15 protein-coding genes and 1 tRNA gene are annotated in these 16434 nt (G+C 48.8%); 11 read left to right on the top strand and 5 right to left on the bottom strand.

Annotation, left to right across the window (positions count from 1 at the left end; all coding sequences use genetic code 11):
• Window positions 1–105 precede the first annotated feature (105 nt).
• From C8U37_RS14515 to C8U37_RS13560, 6 genes are all read left to right on the top strand, one after another.
• Window positions 106–474, top strand: coding sequence for a DedA family protein (locus C8U37_RS14515; RefSeq protein ID WP_342749386.1), 369 nt, complete (start codon window positions 106–108; stop codon window positions 472–474).
• A 374-nt stretch (window positions 475–848) separates the two neighbouring features.
• Window positions 849–1385: a TVP38/TMEM64 family protein gene (locus C8U37_RS13580; RefSeq protein ID WP_245879849.1), complete on the top strand. Its 537-nt coding sequence runs from the start codon at window positions 849–851 to the stop codon at window positions 1383–1385.
• Window positions 1386–1425: 40 nt separating this feature from the next.
• On the top strand, window positions 1426–1956 hold the full coding sequence (locus C8U37_RS13575; RefSeq protein WP_108033750.1) for a phosphatase PAP2 family protein: 531 nt from the start codon (window positions 1426–1428) through the stop codon (window positions 1954–1956).
• Between the two features lie 36 nt (window positions 1957–1992).
• Window positions 1993–3192, top strand: coding sequence for a glycosyltransferase family 4 protein (locus C8U37_RS13570; protein ID WP_108033749.1), 1200 nt, complete (start codon window positions 1993–1995; stop codon window positions 3190–3192).
• A gap of 208 nt (window positions 3193–3400) precedes the next feature.
• A complete protein-coding gene (locus tag C8U37_RS13565) occupies window positions 3401–3895 on the top strand; it encodes a DUF2127 domain-containing protein (RefSeq protein ID WP_170100313.1) in 495 nt (164 codons plus the stop codon).
• Window positions 3896–4172: 277 nt separating this feature from the next.
• On the top strand, window positions 4173–4997 hold the full coding sequence (locus C8U37_RS13560) for a COG4705 family protein (protein WP_108033747.1): 825 nt from the start codon (window positions 4173–4175) through the stop codon (window positions 4995–4997).
• 378 nt (window positions 4998–5375) lie between these two features.
• Here the strand turns inward: C8U37_RS13560 and C8U37_RS13555 are convergent, their stop codons facing one another.
• Entirely contained in the window at window positions 5376–5912 is a 537-nt protein-coding gene (locus C8U37_RS13555; RefSeq protein ID WP_108033746.1) for an ECF transporter S component, read from the bottom strand.
• Window positions 5913–5923: 11 nt separating this feature from the next.
• Complete coding sequence (locus tag C8U37_RS13550) at window positions 5924–7075, bottom strand: pyridoxal-phosphate-dependent aminotransferase family protein (RefSeq protein ID WP_108033745.1); 1152 nt, start codon at window positions 7073–7075, stop codon at window positions 5924–5926.
• A 310-nt stretch (window positions 7076–7385) separates the two neighbouring features.
• Between C8U37_RS13550 and C8U37_RS13545 the strand changes: the two genes are divergently transcribed.
• On the top strand, window positions 7386–8099 hold the full coding sequence (locus tag C8U37_RS13545; protein ID WP_108033744.1) for a TraX family protein: 714 nt from the start codon (window positions 7386–7388) through the stop codon (window positions 8097–8099).
• A 17-nt stretch (window positions 8100–8116) separates the two neighbouring features.
• Window positions 8117–9292 (top strand): M15 family metallopeptidase, encoded by a 1176-nt coding sequence (locus C8U37_RS13540; RefSeq protein ID WP_108033743.1) that lies wholly within the window; start codon window positions 8117–8119, stop codon window positions 9290–9292.
• Window positions 9293–9364: 72 nt separating this feature from the next.
• Here the strand turns inward: C8U37_RS13540 and C8U37_RS13535 are convergent.
• Window positions 9365–9436, bottom strand: a tRNA-Val gene (locus C8U37_RS13535).
• Between the two features lie 162 nt (window positions 9437–9598).
• Between C8U37_RS13535 and C8U37_RS13530 the strand changes: the two genes are divergently transcribed.
• On the top strand, window positions 9599–10123 hold the full coding sequence (locus C8U37_RS13530) for a YehS family protein (protein WP_108033742.1): 525 nt from the start codon (window positions 9599–9601) through the stop codon (window positions 10121–10123).
• A gap of 112 nt (window positions 10124–10235) precedes the next feature.
• On the opposite strand, the gene C8U37_RS13525 is transcribed toward C8U37_RS13530, so the two are convergent.
• The gene (locus tag C8U37_RS13525; RefSeq protein ID WP_108033741.1) at window positions 10236–11195 is read right to left on the bottom strand and encodes an RluA family pseudouridine synthase; all 960 of its coding nucleotides are present in this window, start codon (window positions 11193–11195) and stop codon (window positions 10236–10238) included.
• Window positions 11196–11361: 166 nt separating this feature from the next.
• On the opposite strand from C8U37_RS13525, the gene C8U37_RS13520 reads away from it, so the two are divergent.
• Together C8U37_RS13520 and C8U37_RS13515 are read left to right on the top strand one after the other, a co-directional pair.
• The gene (locus C8U37_RS13520; RefSeq protein WP_108033740.1) at window positions 11362–13815 is read left to right on the top strand and encodes an ATP-binding cassette domain-containing protein; all 2454 of its coding nucleotides are present in this window, start codon (window positions 11362–11364) and stop codon (window positions 13813–13815) included.
• Between the two features lie 340 nt (window positions 13816–14155).
• Window positions 14156–15088 (top strand): LysR family transcriptional regulator, encoded by a 933-nt coding sequence (locus C8U37_RS13515; protein WP_170100312.1) that lies wholly within the window; start codon window positions 14156–14158, stop codon window positions 15086–15088.
• Window positions 15089–15254: 166 nt separating this feature from the next.
• Here the strand turns inward: C8U37_RS13515 and C8U37_RS13510 are convergent, their stop codons facing one another.
• A complete protein-coding gene (locus C8U37_RS13510; RefSeq protein WP_108033738.1) occupies window positions 15255–16367 on the bottom strand; it encodes a YncE family protein in 1113 nt (370 codons plus the stop codon).
• Window positions 16368–16434: the final 67 nt, after the last annotated feature.

Raw genomic sequence — 16434 nt, 5'->3', positions numbered from 1 at the left:
TCCATCGAAAATAGGATTAAATCGCTGGCACTCCTAAAGGCTTATGAACAATGGGTTGAAGAAAAGCACAATTTTTAATTACTTGTAAAGTGGTGGAATTATGAAATCGGTAAGAAAATCGGCCACCAGTTAGCGAAATATCCGCGTTTTTCGAAACTGGTAGACCAAGAAAAACTGTCGAAGGCGGAAAGGTTCTTTAATGCCAATGGCGGTTCCACGATATTCCTTGGCCGTTTCATTCCCTTCATCCGCACTTTCATTCCTTTTACCGCAGGTGCCAGCAGCATGCGCTATTCCCATTTTGCGCTGTTTAATATCATCGGCGGCATTTGTTGGGTCGCGTTAGGCACTCTGGCCGGCTTCTTCTTCGGCAATCTCCCGTTTGTTGCCGATCATTTCTCGGTTGTCGTTTTAGGAATTGTGGCTGTCTCCTTGATACCGGTTCTCATCACAACCATGAAGCATAAAAAATAGCTGCGGACTAGATCATATTTCTGATCTGCAGCGTAGTCGGGGGCAACATGTGTTTTTCCCGAACATAGGCAACAGCTAAAAAGAAGGCGGACAGCATCTTTTCAGATGTTGCCCTTCTTTTTGGCTGTTGCCTGATAATGTCCCTATCAGCTTGATTGCGTAATTTATGAATTGTTTAGAATTTTTGCATGGTTTGTTTAGAACGCTACGCTATATTGAAGAGAGAACAAAGAAGTTGTCTGGAAAGGATGAGCATGATGGATGCGAAAAAAATGACGGTCAGCTCGAAAGAGTCTGCAATTGTTGGCTCCAAGAGCCTGTCTGCCCAAGATTGGCTGTTCAAAAATAAAAACAGCATTTCGATCATTGGTGGCATGCTGTCAATTGGCTTCATCATCTATGGATGGAACCTGGGCATCTTTACTTCTGGGGTCAAAATGGCAGCTTGGCTGGGGCATTACGGCATTGTTACCGCCCCTTTGCTTTTTATCTTGGTGCAGGTGATCCAAGTAGTTGTCCCCATCATTCCGGGAGCGCTCGGCTGTGTATTGGGGATTGCTATGTTCGGCCCAATTAATGGGTTTATCTATAACTACATCGGCATTTGTTTGGGCTCCATCATCGCTTTTTTGCTTGGCCGTGCGTATGGCCCTGATTTTATTCGAAAGGTGACGGGGGATAAATTCTATGACCGCTACAGCAAATATTTGGATTCCGATCATGGCTTCGATAAAATGCTGGCTGTTCTGATTTTCCTGCCGGTGGCACCGGATGATCTGCTTTGCTATTTATCAGGCATCAGCACCATCTCCGTTAAGAAGTTTTCCGCCATCATCGTCCTTGCAAAGCCTTTCTCTATCTTTCTTTACAGTATGGGCCTAAGTACTGTCATGCAGGCGCTCATTAAATAATCTGATCTAAAAAAACAGCATTGCAAAAGGAGCATTCAGCGTGGAACTCTCATTTTTAAATACTTTACAAAGCTTCCATACACCGTTGCTGGATCAGCTTATGCTGTTCCTCACAACTTTAGGTAATGGGGGGATGGTCTGGATTGCCTTGGCCCTCGTTCTACTGGTCATTCCAAAATATCGGATATATGGTCTGACAATGTTGGTATCTCTACTCATATCTATCATTTTTGGGAATGTCCTGCTGAAGAATATTGTGGCGAGGCCCAGGCCGAATTGGATTGATCCTAGCGTGAAACTCTTGATACCTAATCCGACCGATTACTCCTTCCCGTCCGGACATACATTCACGTCCTTTGCTGCAGCGGGTTCCTTGTTTTTGTACAACAAGAAATCGGGAACAGCCGCCCTCGTTTTAGCTAGTTTGATCGGCTTCTCAAGAATGTACCTATATGTCCATTACCCATCTGACGTATTGGCTGGGGCGTTGTTTGGGTTAGCTGCTGCAGCAGCTGCTTTTTACGGAGTAAGGTATCTGACCGCACGATACAAAAAAGGCTCCAAACAATAAGCTCAGCTTGTGCGAAAGATTTAAGGAGAGAATGTCATGAAAATCCTGATTGCCACAGATTGGTACTCACCGACTGTAAATGGGGTCGTTACCTCTGTTTTAAATTTAAAAAAAGAATTACTGAAAAAAGGTCATGATGTAAGGGTTCTGACATTGGAACAGAACTGTTCATTGGCGTACCCAGATGATACCGTCTACTATGTCCCCTCTGTCAGTGCCGGCAAAATTTATCCGGAGGCAAGATTCATGCGTACGATGGGCGGTGCAGAAGTGAAAGAAATACTGGCATGGCATCCGGATATCATCCATACAAACTTCGAATTCAGTACCTTTGCACTTGCACAGCGGATCGCAAAGCAGCTGCACATCCCGATTGTTCATACCTACCATACAGTCTATGAAGATTACACGCATTATTTTTCACCGAATCGTGCTTTCGGAAAAATAACGGTACGCAGGCTTTCCAAAAAAATCCTTAGCAAAACAAACGCAGTGATAGCCCCCAGCGAAAAAGTGAAAAACTTGCTGGAAAGTTATGCTGTAGGGATGCCGATCTATACGATCCCAACCGGTATTGATTTGAAAATATACGCTGAACAAGTCGGAAAAAAACGGATTGATGAATTAAAAAGGCAATTGGCCATCCCCGAAAATGATTTTGTAGTCCTTTCACTCGGAAGATTGGCAAAAGAGAAAAATGTGGACGAACTGATTCAGAACGTGGCTGAAGTGGGCTCAGGAAAAATCAAACTGGTGATTGCGGGCGACGGCCCGGATAGGGAAAGACTTGAAAATCTTGCGAAAGAATGCGGTATGGCGGATAAGATCATATTTACGGGGATGATTGAGCCTGAGAAAGTAAACGAATACTATCAACTGGCTGATGTTTTTGTGAGTGCATCCACCAGCGAGACTCAGGGTTTGACCTATATCGAAGCCATCGCTAATGGCTTGCCTACAGTGTGCAGGAAAGATGCTTGTCTCGATGCGATCATTTTTGATGAACAGAACGGGAAGCAGTATGAGGACCGAAAAGAGTTTGCAGAATTCCTCGAAAGATTGATGGACAACCCAGATTTGAAAAATGAGATGGGAAAATCATCCCGCAGGATAGCGGCTTCCTTTTCGGCCGTGGCGTTCGCCGACCAAGTCCTCGAAATCTACAGCGAAACACTGCAAAGGTACAATCAAGAAATGGCATTTGAAAAGAAAGAAGCAGTAGGCATGATTCTATAGATGCGAAAGCGGAAAAGCCATTGGCAGGCAACGGAGTCAACGGCTTTTCTTTTTTTTAATCGGTGTCCGGCTAAGGATAAATTCTCAACGGGAATTTAGTTTTTCAAATAACAACGGGAATTGAAGCGAAAACATCGCCCTGTTAGCTTTAAATGAAATGCTGGATTATAATCTAAGATGGTAGGGTACGCACGAAAGGGAGATGGCTATGGGAAAACAGCTTAATAAAAATTCAGTCATCAACATCGGCTTTTATATTGGCTTGGGCATTAAGGCTATCAATGCGCTCGTGGAATTTGTTGGCGGCTGCCTGATGCTTACTCTAAGTCATGAACGGCTTAATCGCGTTATCCATATGATTGCACTTCCTGAGTTGAGAGAAGATCCCAAGGATATTGTGATGAACTATTTCATTGGGATCGGCCAAAATCTTTCAATCAGTTCACAACATTCGGTTGCGATTTATCTGCTGCTGCATGGTGCAATCAAATTGGCAGTGATTGGGCTGCTGTGGAAGAAAATAATGTGGTCCTACCCCCTTGCAATGCTTGTATTTGGACTCTTTGTTGCCTATGAAACCTATATCTACATGAACAGCCAGTCAGATTTGCTGTTACTGACCATCATCATAGATGCAGCAATCATCATAATGATTTTTTTAGAATCCAGACGCTTGAAATCGGAAACGACAAATAACGGATAAAGGCGTTGGATGCAGTGACGTGTTCTATGGCTGCCGAGAGAAAATGCATACAGTAACCTTATGCAGTCCCGTGAGATTGCTTTCATCCTTAAAAAAATGCAAACAAGAGCCGAGAAATTTTTCGACTCTTGTTTGCATTTTTTGTGGGGTTTATAAATTGTTTAGACTTTCCGCATGTTTCGTTTAGAATGCAACGATATAGTAATGGAGGAATACGAAGAGAAAGCTTGGCGGAAAAGGGTAATAACAAGTATGGATAAGAAAGGTGTGTGCAAAAATGAATCAAATAAACAGTACGGACAGCAAATTAGCTTTTGATGAGGCATCCACGGGTTCTTTACTAGCCGAAAAGATGCTCAATAAGGTTCCTGAGGTTACCATTTTCTTTTGGATCATCAAAATCATGGCTACCACAGTGGGCGAAACAGCAGCGGATTTTCTGAGCGAAACCCTTAAACTGGGATTGACAATCACTACCGTCATCATGAGCATATTCTTAATCATCGCGCTGTTCTATCAGTTCAAAGCGAAAAAATACGTCCCTAAAATATACTGGCTTACAGTAGTATTGATCAGCATTGTGGGTACCTTGATCACGGATAATCTCACCGATAATTTAGGCGTTTCTTTGGTGGTGACAACTATTGTGTTCAGCATAGCGCTCATTGCTACCTTTGCAGTTTGGTACAGGAGTGAGAAGACATTGTCCATCCATTCCATCCTTACTGTCAAGCGCGAAATCTTCTACTGGTGCACTGTTTTATTCACCTTTGCATTAGGGACTGCAGGGGGGGATCTGATATCAGAGGGACTTGACATCGGCTACTGGAAAGCAGCGATTATGTTCGCAGCGCTTATCCTGATAGATTTTCTGGCTTATTACCGCTATAAGTTAAATGCCGTGCTGGCTTTCTGGATCGGCTATATCTTGACCCGTCCTTTCGGCGCATCTTTAGGGGATTTTCTGTCACAGCCACATGCTGATGGTGGTATTGGCCTAGGTACGGTAGGAACCAGCGTCCTATTTCTACTGTTCATTTTAATCATCGTTATCTATTTGACTAATGTGGAAAAAGATACGAACAGAAAATCAGTAGATTAGTAGATAGGCCGCCTCGGGAGCGGCTACCCGACTGTCAGGCATAGAGCATCGATAGAAAAAAGAATAATAGCGAATGGGAATCGGGGCAGCCTCATCGCGGGGCGGCTCCGTTTTTTTGTCGTTACCCGGTAATTTTCTGCGCAGCGTTTTCTTCTCCGGCGAACAGAGGCTTCGCCGGAGTTCGGCCCACATTCTGAATTTTATTCTCCGATGAGGGCAGCTTCGTCGGAGTTCAGTCCAGATGTTACCGGCGTTCTCCGGTGAGCGGAGCCTTCATCGGAGCTACGCACGCAGGCCGTCTCGCTTCTCCAGCCAGCGAGGGATCACAACAAAAAACAGGCCTACCTCCAGCTAAGGAGGCAGGCCTGTTTTTGAATGTTATCGTGCAGAAAGTTTCATTTTCTTCAATACTGCCGATAGCGGCAAGGAAATGGCGATTCCGACCGCATTCTGAACAAGGTTTCCAGGAATCGAAGCGAACGGTGTGATGGGATTTCCGTAAAGGATCCATTCGCATAAATAATAACCGACCAGCATGATGGGAACCGAAAGCAACGTGGCCAAAAGATTCACAGCAAGGCTGTTCCCTTGGCGCCCCTTCGACCAGGCCAATTTACCGACCAGGTAGCCTTGCAGACCACGCGTAACCAACGTGAAGGGAGCCCACAGAACCCAGCCGGCCATAAGATCGAAGATGGCCATGCCGACCGCTCCGGCGATGGCGCCTTTTTTCGGTCCGAAAAGGATGGATGCGAGGAAGAGCATCGCCGTGCCGAGGTGGATCAATCCGCCGTTTGCCGTGATAGGCAATTTGATGTTCAGAAAGACTGTAGCAACAAATACGAGGGCAATCAAAATTGCCGTCAAAACCAAATCATAAGTGCGTGTGTTTGAATAACCTTGTGCTTTTTGCATAGTGAAACCTCCTAATTGTTTTCCTTATAGCTTTCAATGAATAGTTGGGCCAAATCGCCATTTCCTGCGAAGCCGAGGTCGCGAAGACCATTGTCGATGATGGACAGCACATAGATAAGTTTATCGACGAAGGCATTCTCGCCCATATGGCCGATGCGCAGAATCACATCTGCATATTGTGCCAACGAGGTGGCGACAAGCAGATTGTAGGTTTCGCTGAGGTGCTCCTGCAGGCGCAAAGCCCCAATTTCTGCCGGAATCCGGATGGCGGTGACGGTGTTGGAACCGTCGGAATCCAAAAATAACTCCAAGCCGTATGCTTGGGCGGCTTCGCGCACTGCAGAGGCAATCCTGTCGTGGCGTGCTAAAACCATCTCGATGCCTTCTTCCAGGATATTGTCCAGAGCGGCATCCAGCGCCGCGACATCGCCAGCGGACATCGTGTAAGGCAAGTATTCTTTTTCGGCGTAGCCTTTGAATACCTGCAGATTGGCATAGAAGGAAGCAATCGGCGTTTTGCGATTGTCCATCGCTTTTTGGGCGTCTGCGCTGACCGAGACAATGGCCAGTCCGACCGGTGCCGAAATGGCTTTTTGGGTTCCACCGCAGCAGATGTCGATCCTGTTTGCGTCGACGTTGATCGGCTCGCCGACCATTCCTGCTACGGAATCGACAACCGTCAAGATGCCGTATTCCTTCAGTAAAGGACATAACTCAGCCACGTTGTTCAGTACCGATGTCGGCGTGTCGCAATGGACCAAGGTGGCATATTTGAAGTCAGAATCCTTTTCCAGATAGGCGCGTACCGCGTCAGCAGTGATGCCGCTGCGGTGATCGAAGCTCAGGACGACCGGTACGCCGCCATAGATGCTGACGAAATCCTTGAAGCCTTCGCCATAGATGCCGTTGTCCAGCACGAGCACGCGGTCGCCGGGTTCCGTCAGACTCGCGCAAGCCGCCTCCAGAGCCAAGATCCCTTCACCGGCAAGCAGCAGGACCTCATTGGTGGTGCCCATGACTTTACCCATTTTTTGGCTGACCTCACGGTAATAGCGCACGAACGCCTTGTCGAAGTCGCTGTTGTTGGTTCTTTTCGCACGGGCCAAGCGCACATTTTCGCGCACCTCGGTCGGGCCCGGGGCGTAATTCGGTTTGTATCTCATCAGGAAGTCCTCCTTGTCGTTTCGTATATTGCTGATAATTTTAGCAAATGAAAAGAGGTGTGAAACCGTCCAATCTGAAAGAAAATGAGGGGTCCAATTTGGTTAGAAGGTGCTTCCTGCATGCGTTTTGGAAATGTGACCGCATTCAATTTCGGTTTGCGTGAGTTTTCACGCAAATCTCTGCCTTTTTTTCGGGGATTGGCGGACGCCTGAAAGCCTATACTGTGGAAAAGGACAGGACGGCAACGCAGGCCTGTCGATCCAGTTAAAGCAAAGGCAGTGAAAACAAGTGATAGTGAGGAGCACCCCGATGCAAGGCATTAGCGACATTCAAAAAGACCTATCATCCTATACATTGAAGAACCTTGCCATCTTCGCGATGTTTTTCGATCATATATTTGCGGTATTCATCCCGCAGGATACGCTCGAAGGGGTGGCGCTGCGGATTGCAGGGCGGATCGCTGCCCCGATCATGTGCTACATGATTGCGGAAGGCTTTCACTACACTTCCAATCTGAAAAAGTACACGCTGCGGCTGTTTCTGTTCGCCGCGGTCTCACATTTTCCGTATGTCTGGTATTTCGGGCTTCCTTGGTGGCAAGCCACAAGTGTTATCTGGGGATTGGCGCTGGGGCTGGTGGCTTTGGCGGCCGCGAAAAAGGAAGCGTGGTCACTTCCGCTTAAAGCAATAGTCGTTTTGGCGTGCTGTCTGCTGGCTGTACCGGCCGACTGGAATTACGTAGCGGTCTTGTGGATCCTGTTTTTCGGATTGTTCAGGGGACAAACCGAAAAACAGTTGCTGAGTTTTGCGATCATCGGGATTCTGTTCCACATCATCCCTTCCATCCGCGAAATCGGGTGGACGCAATCCTACCAGATCGGCATTTTTCTGGCTGTGCCGCTGCTGTTGCTCTACAAAGGCCGTCAGGGGAAAAAATCGAATGTGATGAAATGGGGTTTCTATGCTTTCTATCCGTTCCATCTTTTGCTGTTGGAACTGTTGAAAATGATCGTATCGGCGTAATGGAGGACTGAATAGATATGAGAATAAAAAGAAATTGGCGCCGCGCTGTCATCGGTATCCTGACGGCTGCGGTGCTGTCTGCTTGCTCCGGCTCGGATGAACAGACGGAAACGGACGAGTCTGAGATCACTTCGACAAGTTCGGCTGCCGAAGCGGTGGCTTCAGAAGAAGCGGCTGTGGTCCAGCCGGAATCGCCTAAGCCGTTGGTGTATGAAGGCGAGCTGGAACTCCCTGTCAACGGGGCGACCGGCTATGCTTCGGTACTGATGAATCTGAAGGCGACTGCTGATGACGAGTCCGAGACGATTGCCGCATTGGAAGCAGGAACCGCTTTCGAGGTGTTGGAGGAAGCTGGTGACTGGTGGTTCGTCCAGACCGCAACGCAGTCAGGATGGGTGCAGCATCTGTATTGTTTCATCAATCTTCCCGACGTGATCCCTTCGATCATCTATGACAATAGCAACACCTACGCATCCAAGTTCGTTTCTTCCGGAAAAGCGATCCCAGGCATAACGGGCCAGGCGCTCTATGACGGGAAAGCCTACAATATGCGGCTTGGCAAAATTTCCGATATCGTGCCGGTGCTTTACAGCATGTCGAAGAAAATCCATCTGGCGCAACAAGCAGCTTTGGCGGAAGGGAACACGTTGGTCATCTATGAGGGCTACCGTCCTTATTCCGTCCAGAAATTGACGGTGGATGCTGTGACGGCGCTGGCCGCGGCCGAGCCGGAAGTGATGGCCGGCATCAATACGCCTCCTTGGGACACCAATTGGTTCATCGCGACAAGTGTTTCGAATCATCAGATGGGCTATGCCATCGATGTCACTCTGGCGAAAATTGATGCCCAGCAGCAAATCGTCATCGGCGATTATGCCGCGACCGCCATCACAAGCTACACGGAATACACGATGCCGACAGCGATCCATGAATTGAGCATGGCCTCAGCTACGTTCACCGGACCGGTCAAATCGAGTTCACCGACCGCCTGGCTGCAAGCCACCTTGGCGGATACGATGAATGAGGCCGCAATCCTGCTCCAGCGCTATTGCACAGAGGCCGGGCTGACGCCCTTGGCTTCGGAATGGTGGCATTTCAACGATCTCGAAGCGCGCTTTGCCACCGAACAGAATAGCAGTAAAGGCGAATACCTGTTGGATTCAACCATGAGCGAGGGCCCGACAGTTGATTAAATAAATTAAAAAAAAGAGGCGCAATCGGAATTTCCCGATTGTGCCTCTTTTTAAATTTGTGCTGAATCTTGATGGTCCCTACTGGGATTGAACCAGCGACCCCTACCATGTCAAGGTAGTGCTCTCCCGCTGAGCTAAGGAACCGATAAACAGATGAATCACCTGCTCGTAGGTTTGATTATAACATATTTGCGTGGAAAGTGAAGAGGGAAATTAAAAAATGAGAAAAGAATAAGGCATGCATTCCATAGGCCAACAGGGTATACTGGAAAAGGATAATTGAAAAGCAAAATTTGGAGGTTAATTATGGACAAGAATGATATATTGATCCGCTTGCGCTATGCGCTGGACATCAAGGATGCGGATATGGTGGAAGTGTTCCGCTTAGGCGGACTCGAAGTGACGAAGGAAACAGTACAGAAAATGCTCAAGAATCCCAAGAAGGATGAAGCGACGGACGCTACGACAGCAGATGCCCAGTCAGGCGATGGACAATTAGCTTGCGATAATGCGGCATTGGAATCGTTCTTGAATGGACTCATCACATCCCAACGTGGCAAACCGCAAGCGAAGCCCGGCGAACCGGAATCAAAACCAGAATTTGTGTTGAATAACGGGAACGTCAACAATCTGTTGCTGAAGAAAGTAAAAATTGCGCTGGATTTAACAACCGAAGATATGCTTGAAATCTTGGAATCAGCAGGCGTAACCGTATCAAAAAGCGAATTGAGCGCGGTTTTCCGCAAAGAAGGTCACCGCAATTACAAACCTTGCGGCGACCGCTATGCGCGGAATTTCCTGAAAGGGCTAGCGCTGCGTTACCGGGGCTAAGCTGTACTTTAGCCCGCCAAACAGCTTTTGGCGGGTTATTCCGGTTCCTCAGAATCCTGCATTAAAAACAAAGAAACATGATTCGCCTTTGCGGGGGAATCATGTTTCTTTGTCATTTCGAATACAACAGGAAAGCTTTCGGCACCGGTGCGCTGAAGCGGACGAGTTCACCGGTCGAAGGATGAATGAATGCGAGTGTGGAAGCGTGCAGTCCTAAGCGTTTCATAGGATTGGTATGAGCACCGTATTTCTTGTCGCCGGCAACCGGATGGCCCAAAGACTCCATGTGGACGCGGATCTGATTTTTCCGTCCGGTCTCCAACTGCACCTCCAAGAGCGAGTATTCTTTGTTTGCGCGGATCTTCCGGTAATGGGTCACGGCATGCTTGCCGCCATTGTCTTTCGGACTGGAATGCATCTTCATCGCTTTGCTCTCGGTCAGCCATGAGGAAATGGTGCCGGCATCATTCTTGATCTCACCCTCGACTAGCGCGGTATAGATGCGTTCTTTGACGAGTTCCTTCCAATCATTTTGCAGCGTCTCTTTCAGTTCTTCGGATTTTGCGAACAGCATGACGCCGGAAGTATCCCGGTCCAGACGATGCACGACGAAAATCCGATTCGCTTTGTTGTCTTCTTTGACGTACTGGCTCAATTGGCGGTAAGCGGTCGGTTCCTTCGGATCGTCGGTTGCCATCGACAACAGGCCGGCATCCTTATTGATCACGATGATCGATTCGTCCTCAAACAGGATCTTTAGGCCGGACAGGGAAGTTTTTTTGATGGCTTCCTTGTTTGCCAAAATGCCGACAGTCTGTCCGGGTTCCAAGGGGTGGTTGTGTTTGGTGATGGCCTTGCCGTCGACCGTCACTTGTCCGCGGGTAAGGATTGATTTGACCGAATTGCGGCTTTGCTTGCTGAGGATCTGCAGCAAAAAGGGCAGCAATTCGCTTGGTTCGGTCACGGGGTATTGCGTAACCCCTTTGGTGGACGGATTTTTTTGGGGTTCTGTCGCCTTGTCCTGCCGGTTGCGTTTGTTTTTGATGGGCTGCTTTTGGTTTGTTTTTCTCATGAAATTCGCTCCTGACTCTGTTCGGCCGCCTGATTGCCGCGGTCGTCTCTTCTGAAGTATAACAGAAAACCGGGCATCCATCCCGCATAATCAGGACAAAAACGCAACAAGTGGCATATAATTGGGGCATGGAGCAGAAGAATCAAATAGGAAGCGGGGAACATGCATGGAATACATCAGCATTATCGGAGCCAAGGAAGGGAATCTGAAGAACATCAGCGTGGAATTGCCCCGGAATAAATGGATTGTCCTTACAGGGGTATCCGGTTCGGGGAAAACGACGCTGGCGATGGATGTGCTCTATCAGGAATGCCAACGCCAATATCTGGAGGCGATCGGCTACCAAGGTATCCGCAAACCGAACATCGATGCGATCCGCAATGTGTCACCCGCCATCCAAATCCAGCAGCAGGCTTACAACAAAAATCCGCGTTCGACGGTCGGAACGGTCACGGATATCTACACCGACCTCCGGATGCTTTTCGAGAAACTTAGCACCAGACGCTGCCCCCAATGCGGGAAGGAAATCAGTTCGGCCGATTGCCGGGAGGAAACCGAAAAGACCGCCGATGATTTCAAGGTGTTCCAGTACTGCCCGCATTGTGATCACCGTATGGAGAAGCTGACCCGCACCCATTTTTCCTACAACACCCGAGAAGGCGCTTGTGCAACCTGCCAAGGATTGGGGGAGGTGATGACCGTTGATGAAGGGAAGGTGTTCCATGAAGAGCTTTCACTCGAAGAGGGCGCGGTCGGTTTTTGGGAAAAACGCTACCGGGATTATCAGCTGGAGGCGTTGGTTGCCGCTTGCGATCATTACGGGATTCCGCTGAAACCCAATACTTGCATAAAAGACTTTACGCCGGCGCAGCGCGTGTTGTTGCTGGAGGGTGCCGAAAGTGAAGCAGTGCGTCGGTTGTTCCCGGATGTGCCGGTGCCCCGAACGATTGCAGAAGGCCGCTATGAAGGAGTCCTGCCGAACCTTTGGCGCAGAATGGCGGACAAAAAAGGAACTTCCAAACTCCGGGAAACCTATTTTAAATCTGTCATCTGCACGGAATGCCACGGGGAACGGCTGAACGAGCTGAGCAGGAGCGTGACGGTTAAAGGGACGCGCTTGCCTGAGTTGGCTGGGTCAGCATTGACAGAACTTCTGGATTGGGTCAGCGAACTTGATGCAAACCTGATGCATTCAGAACAACTATTGGCGGGTGTCTATGTGATTGATCTGAAGACCAAACTGAAACGGATCCTGAAGCTGGGACTAGGCTATCTATCGTTGGACAGGCAGACGATGACACTGTCGGGTGGGGAGGCGCAACGGCTTCGTTTGGCAGCTGTCCTCGATTCGGATCTCATGGGTGTTATCTATATCTTGGATGAACCGACAATCAGTCTGCATCCAAAAGATACAGAAGGGCTACTGACTATCCTGCGCTCGCTGAGGGATAAAGGCAATACGCTACTTGTCATCGAACATGACACAGCCGTTATGGAGGCCGCAGACTATCTGATCGATATCGGTCCGGGCGCGGGGAAATACGGGGGTGAAGTCATCGGCTCGGGAACGCTGCAACAACTCAAGAGTCAAGCGACTTCCGTCACCGGTGCCTACTTGAACAGCAAACCCGAACCGCGCGCGTTTTTCCGTAAAGGCTCCGGCGAGTTCATCGAAGTGAAACGGGCAGAAAAGCATAACCTCCAACATATCTCGGTCCGTCTCCCCATAGGCTGCCTCATTTGTGTCACCGGCGTATCGGGGTCCGGGAAATCGACGCTCGTGTTCGATGTGCTGGCGAAAGGAGATACTGCCGACTCCGTTGAAACGAATCAGGTGAGCGGGACCAACTCGTTCGATCGGATCGTCGTCGTGGAACAGGCGCCGCTCACCCGGATGAAGCGCTCGAATGTCGCGACCTATTCGGATGCCTACACGGAAATCCGGAAAATCTTCGGCCGACAGCCGACAGCCATCGAAAAGGGCCTGACCGCCAATCACTTTTCTTTCAATGCGAAAGGGGGACGCTGCGATCATTGCGAAGGCTTAGGGGTCGTCACAAATAACCTGTTGTTTTTTGGAGATCAGGAGGTTCCCTGTCCTGTCTGTTCGGGCAAACGCTTCAAGGACGAAGTTTTGTCCGTGACCTATCGCGGCCATTCGATCACCGCAGTGCTGGGGTTGTCGGTGGAGGAAGGCGCGGAACTGTTTGCGGATTCGCCCAAAATCAGTGGCATCCTGAATCTCCTGCAGGAGGTCGGACTCGGGTACCTCGAGCTCGGTCAGACGACAACGACTTTATCCGGCGGGGAAGCGCAACGGCTCAAGTTGGCTGTCGAACTCCTCGCGAATCAAGGTAAAAAGAATCTTTATCTGATCGATGAACCTACTATCGGTCTGCATCCGCTCGATGTGGGGAAATTCCTGAAATTGTTGGATCGGATGGTCGATACCGGCAACACGGTGGTTGTTGTGGAGCACAATCAACAAGTCATCGCTGCGGCAGATTGGATCATCGATCTGGGATCTGGAGGAGGAGATGCCGGCGGTAGGATCATTGCGGAAGGAACGCCGGCGGAAATCCGGAAAAACCCAAATTCGGTGACGGGGAAATTCATCTGAAGCCGTAGAAGGGAAAATGATTGACATCAGTCAATAATATCGCTATCTTATTAGAAAGCGATGAGGGAAAAAAGGGGAGGCAGAACCATGCAGAAGATGATGTGTTGTATGTGCGGATGTAAGAAACATGCAGGTTATTCTTATCATCTTTTGATCTCCACAACAGAGTGCGTTTGTCCACGCTGTAAGGGGATTATGGGGCAGATCATGCATCCGTATCCAGTCGAATCGCTGAAATGATGAAGAATACTCGTGCATGTGTGTTTTGTTGACGCGCATGCACTTTTTTTGTGGAAACGATGGGGATCCATCGGCAAAGGGAACGAGGAGGAAAAAATATATGAATCTGCAACAATTGCGCTATGTCATAACAGTGGCTAAATACGGCACTTTTCGGGAAGCCGCAAGGCAATTGTATATGGCGCAGTCCAGTCTGTCGTCAAGCATCAAAGATTTGGAGGAAGAATATGGCATCCAGATCTTCGAGCGTTCCAAAAAGGGAATCGAAATAACCAAAGAAGGGGCTATGCTTTTGGAGTTCGCCGATCAGATTGTAGCGCAAGCGGACCAGTTGGATTACCGTTACCTGTATGCGACCGAAAACCGGAGACTGTTTTCCGTTTCGAGCCAGCACTATGATTTTGCTTCGGAAGGCTTCGCCCGCCTGGTTTCGGAGAAGAAAGATGAGTCGCTCAATTTCCGTTTCCTGGAGACGAGCACCTCGAAAGTGATGGAAGATGTGCGGGATGCCGTCAGTGAAGTCGGCTTCATCTACCTGAACGATTTCAACGGGAAGGTCATCAAGCAGCATCTTGAAGCGTTCGACCTGAAATTCGATCCGCTGATTGCGTTCCAACCGCATGTATTCCTCAGCGAGTTCCATCCGTTGGCGAAGCAAGCGAAGATATCCCAGGAGGATCTCCATCCGTATCCTGTCATATCGTTCGATCAAAGCAAAAACAGCACCCTGCAACTGATGGAGGAATCGATCCAAGTCGATCAAAATACCCAGAGGATCAGTGCCAGCGACCGCGCGACCGTATTGAATCTGCTGTCCGTAACGAATGGTTATTTGGTCGGTTCGGGTCTCCTGAAATCGAATACGCAGGATCATATCGTTGTGGTGCCCATGGATGTCGATCAAAAAAATACTATCGGCTTTATTTATTCAAAAGTGCGGCCGCTCAGCACGATCTCCAAACGTTATATGGAAATCGTGAGGGAGCTGTTGGAAGGGGACCAGCGTATCGAGTTGACTGATCATATGGACTGAGGAATGGCTATCTCACTGTTTATCTCCGGTGAACAGCCAACTCACCGGAGCTGCGCACGGATTCCGGTCAGCGATAGAATGCAAACAACAGAAAGAAGGGGGCTCTCGAAATAAACGAGAGCCCCCTTCTTCTGTATGTCCATTTCCATTCTCCGATGATGTGGGTTCATTCCGCGAACAGCGTATCGATTTCTACCCGCAGCACGCGATCGACGCTCGGATTACCGTGGTCGCGATAGGGATAGGCGCCTGATTCGAAGAGCACGTAGAGTTGCTTCCCATCCACTGCGATCTGTTCGAGATAGGACGGCATCGTGACTTCGGTGCTGGCGTTCTTGTCAGTGAAATTCTCATTTTCCTTCAAGCGGTCGAAAGAAAGCAGTGTTGAGTCTTTCTTTCGGCCAGAGGAGCGTGACAACATAAGCTTTTCCTGATAAAAAGCCAGTCCTTGGATCTCTTTGCCTATTTTATCGACATCGTCAGGAGAAGCTTCTTCCGTACTTTTTCCGGTATCGAGCGCATGGACTTCCTTCCCGTCCTCGTTTTCTGTTGTGGAGATCAGGTAGCGGTGCATGACACTCGTCTCTTCGTCATCGAAATGCGCCACGTAGAGGTCATCCTCGTGTACTGTGATGGTCGAAGCCCGTTTGATGTCAGGCAGTTCGATGCTGTCTGTGTAGGCAATCGCTTCTGAGCAGGCTGTGAAATCATAGGTTTCTATGTCCGCCAAAGACAGTGTGATGACTTGCGCGGTGTCGCCTTTTTCTGAAGTGACCCAAAGCAAGTCATGATTGCTGTCATAGGCGATGCCGCCCGCATGCGGGATGCCGTCCAGCACGATTTCCTTCAGGAAGGAACCGCTCTGCTTGTCCAGCACATAGATGACTGAATTGTGTTCTTTGGTATGGCAATAGGCTGAAATAAACAGGTACTCATTATTGACAGCCAAACCTTGCGGCGTCATCGTTGTGCATATTTCTTCTTCTTCGTGATCATGACGGAGCGTCAAAGTTGCATCCATTCCCGGGATAATAAAAATGTTCTCTTCCGGTTCAACGTTTTCCTCTTCAAAAGTCGCTTGGTACAGTTCGGGATAATCGGACAGCCCCTCCATTAGTTCATCCAATGAGCCGAGGCTGGCTTCTGTGTTCGTTTCTTCAGCAAATGCCAACCGTTCGATTTTTCCGTTCTTTGTGAGGAAGCCGAGTGTGATTGCCCCCGTCATAATGATGGTGATCAGAGCAAGGCTGATTAATTTCTTGCTATTTTTCTTTTCCATAGTATCACTTCCCGAGTTGTATATTTAAGTGAGCTGTTCCGCTTTTCTGATATTTTACTACAGAAGG

The sequence above is a fragment of the Trichococcus patagoniensis genome (genome assembly GCF_003051085.1).
GTDB lineage: Bacteria > Bacillota > Bacilli > Lactobacillales > Aerococcaceae > Trichococcus > Trichococcus patagoniensis.
The sequence above is the reverse complement of the archived record's forward strand: the minus strand, read 5'-3'. Positions and strand labels throughout refer to the sequence as shown.

What these genes read in the sequence shown, in the direction of transcription:
- C8U37_RS13545 (WP_108033744.1), top strand. Translation starts at nt 7,386, where the DNA reads ATGCAAGGCATTAGCGACATTCAAAAAGACCTATCATCCTATACATTG.
- C8U37_RS13510 (WP_108033738.1), bottom strand. Translation starts at nt 16,367, where the DNA reads ATGGAAAAGAAAAATAGCAAGAAATTAATCAGCCTTGCTCTGATCACC.
- C8U37_RS13515 (WP_170100312.1), top strand. Translation starts at nt 14,156, where the DNA reads ATGAATCTGCAACAATTGCGCTATGTCATAACAGTGGCTAAATACGGC.
- C8U37_RS13555 (WP_108033746.1), bottom strand. Translation starts at nt 5,912, where the DNA reads ATGCAAAAAGCACAAGGTTATTCAAACACACGCACTTATGATTTGGTT.
- C8U37_RS13540 (WP_108033743.1), top strand. Translation starts at nt 8,117, where the DNA reads ATGAGAATAAAAAGAAATTGGCGCCGCGCTGTCATCGGTATCCTGACG.
- C8U37_RS13550 (WP_108033745.1), bottom strand. Translation starts at nt 7,075, where the DNA reads ATGAGATACAAACCGAATTACGCCCCGGGCCCGACCGAGGTGCGCGAA.
- C8U37_RS13560 (WP_108033747.1), top strand. Translation starts at nt 4,173, where the DNA reads ATGAATCAAATAAACAGTACGGACAGCAAATTAGCTTTTGATGAGGCA.
- C8U37_RS13530 (WP_108033742.1), top strand. Translation starts at nt 9,599, where the DNA reads ATGGACAAGAATGATATATTGATCCGCTTGCGCTATGCGCTGGACATC.
- C8U37_RS13570 (WP_108033749.1), top strand. Translation starts at nt 1,993, where the DNA reads ATGAAAATCCTGATTGCCACAGATTGGTACTCACCGACTGTAAATGGG.
- C8U37_RS13520 (WP_108033740.1), top strand. Translation starts at nt 11,362, where the DNA reads ATGGAATACATCAGCATTATCGGAGCCAAGGAAGGGAATCTGAAGAAC.
- C8U37_RS13565 (WP_170100313.1), top strand. Translation starts at nt 3,401, where the DNA reads ATGGGAAAACAGCTTAATAAAAATTCAGTCATCAACATCGGCTTTTAT.
- C8U37_RS13580 (WP_245879849.1), top strand. Translation starts at nt 849, where the DNA reads ATGCTGTCAATTGGCTTCATCATCTATGGATGGAACCTGGGCATCTTT.
- C8U37_RS13525 (WP_108033741.1), bottom strand. Translation starts at nt 11,195, where the DNA reads ATGAGAAAAACAAACCAAAAGCAGCCCATCAAAAACAAACGCAACCGG.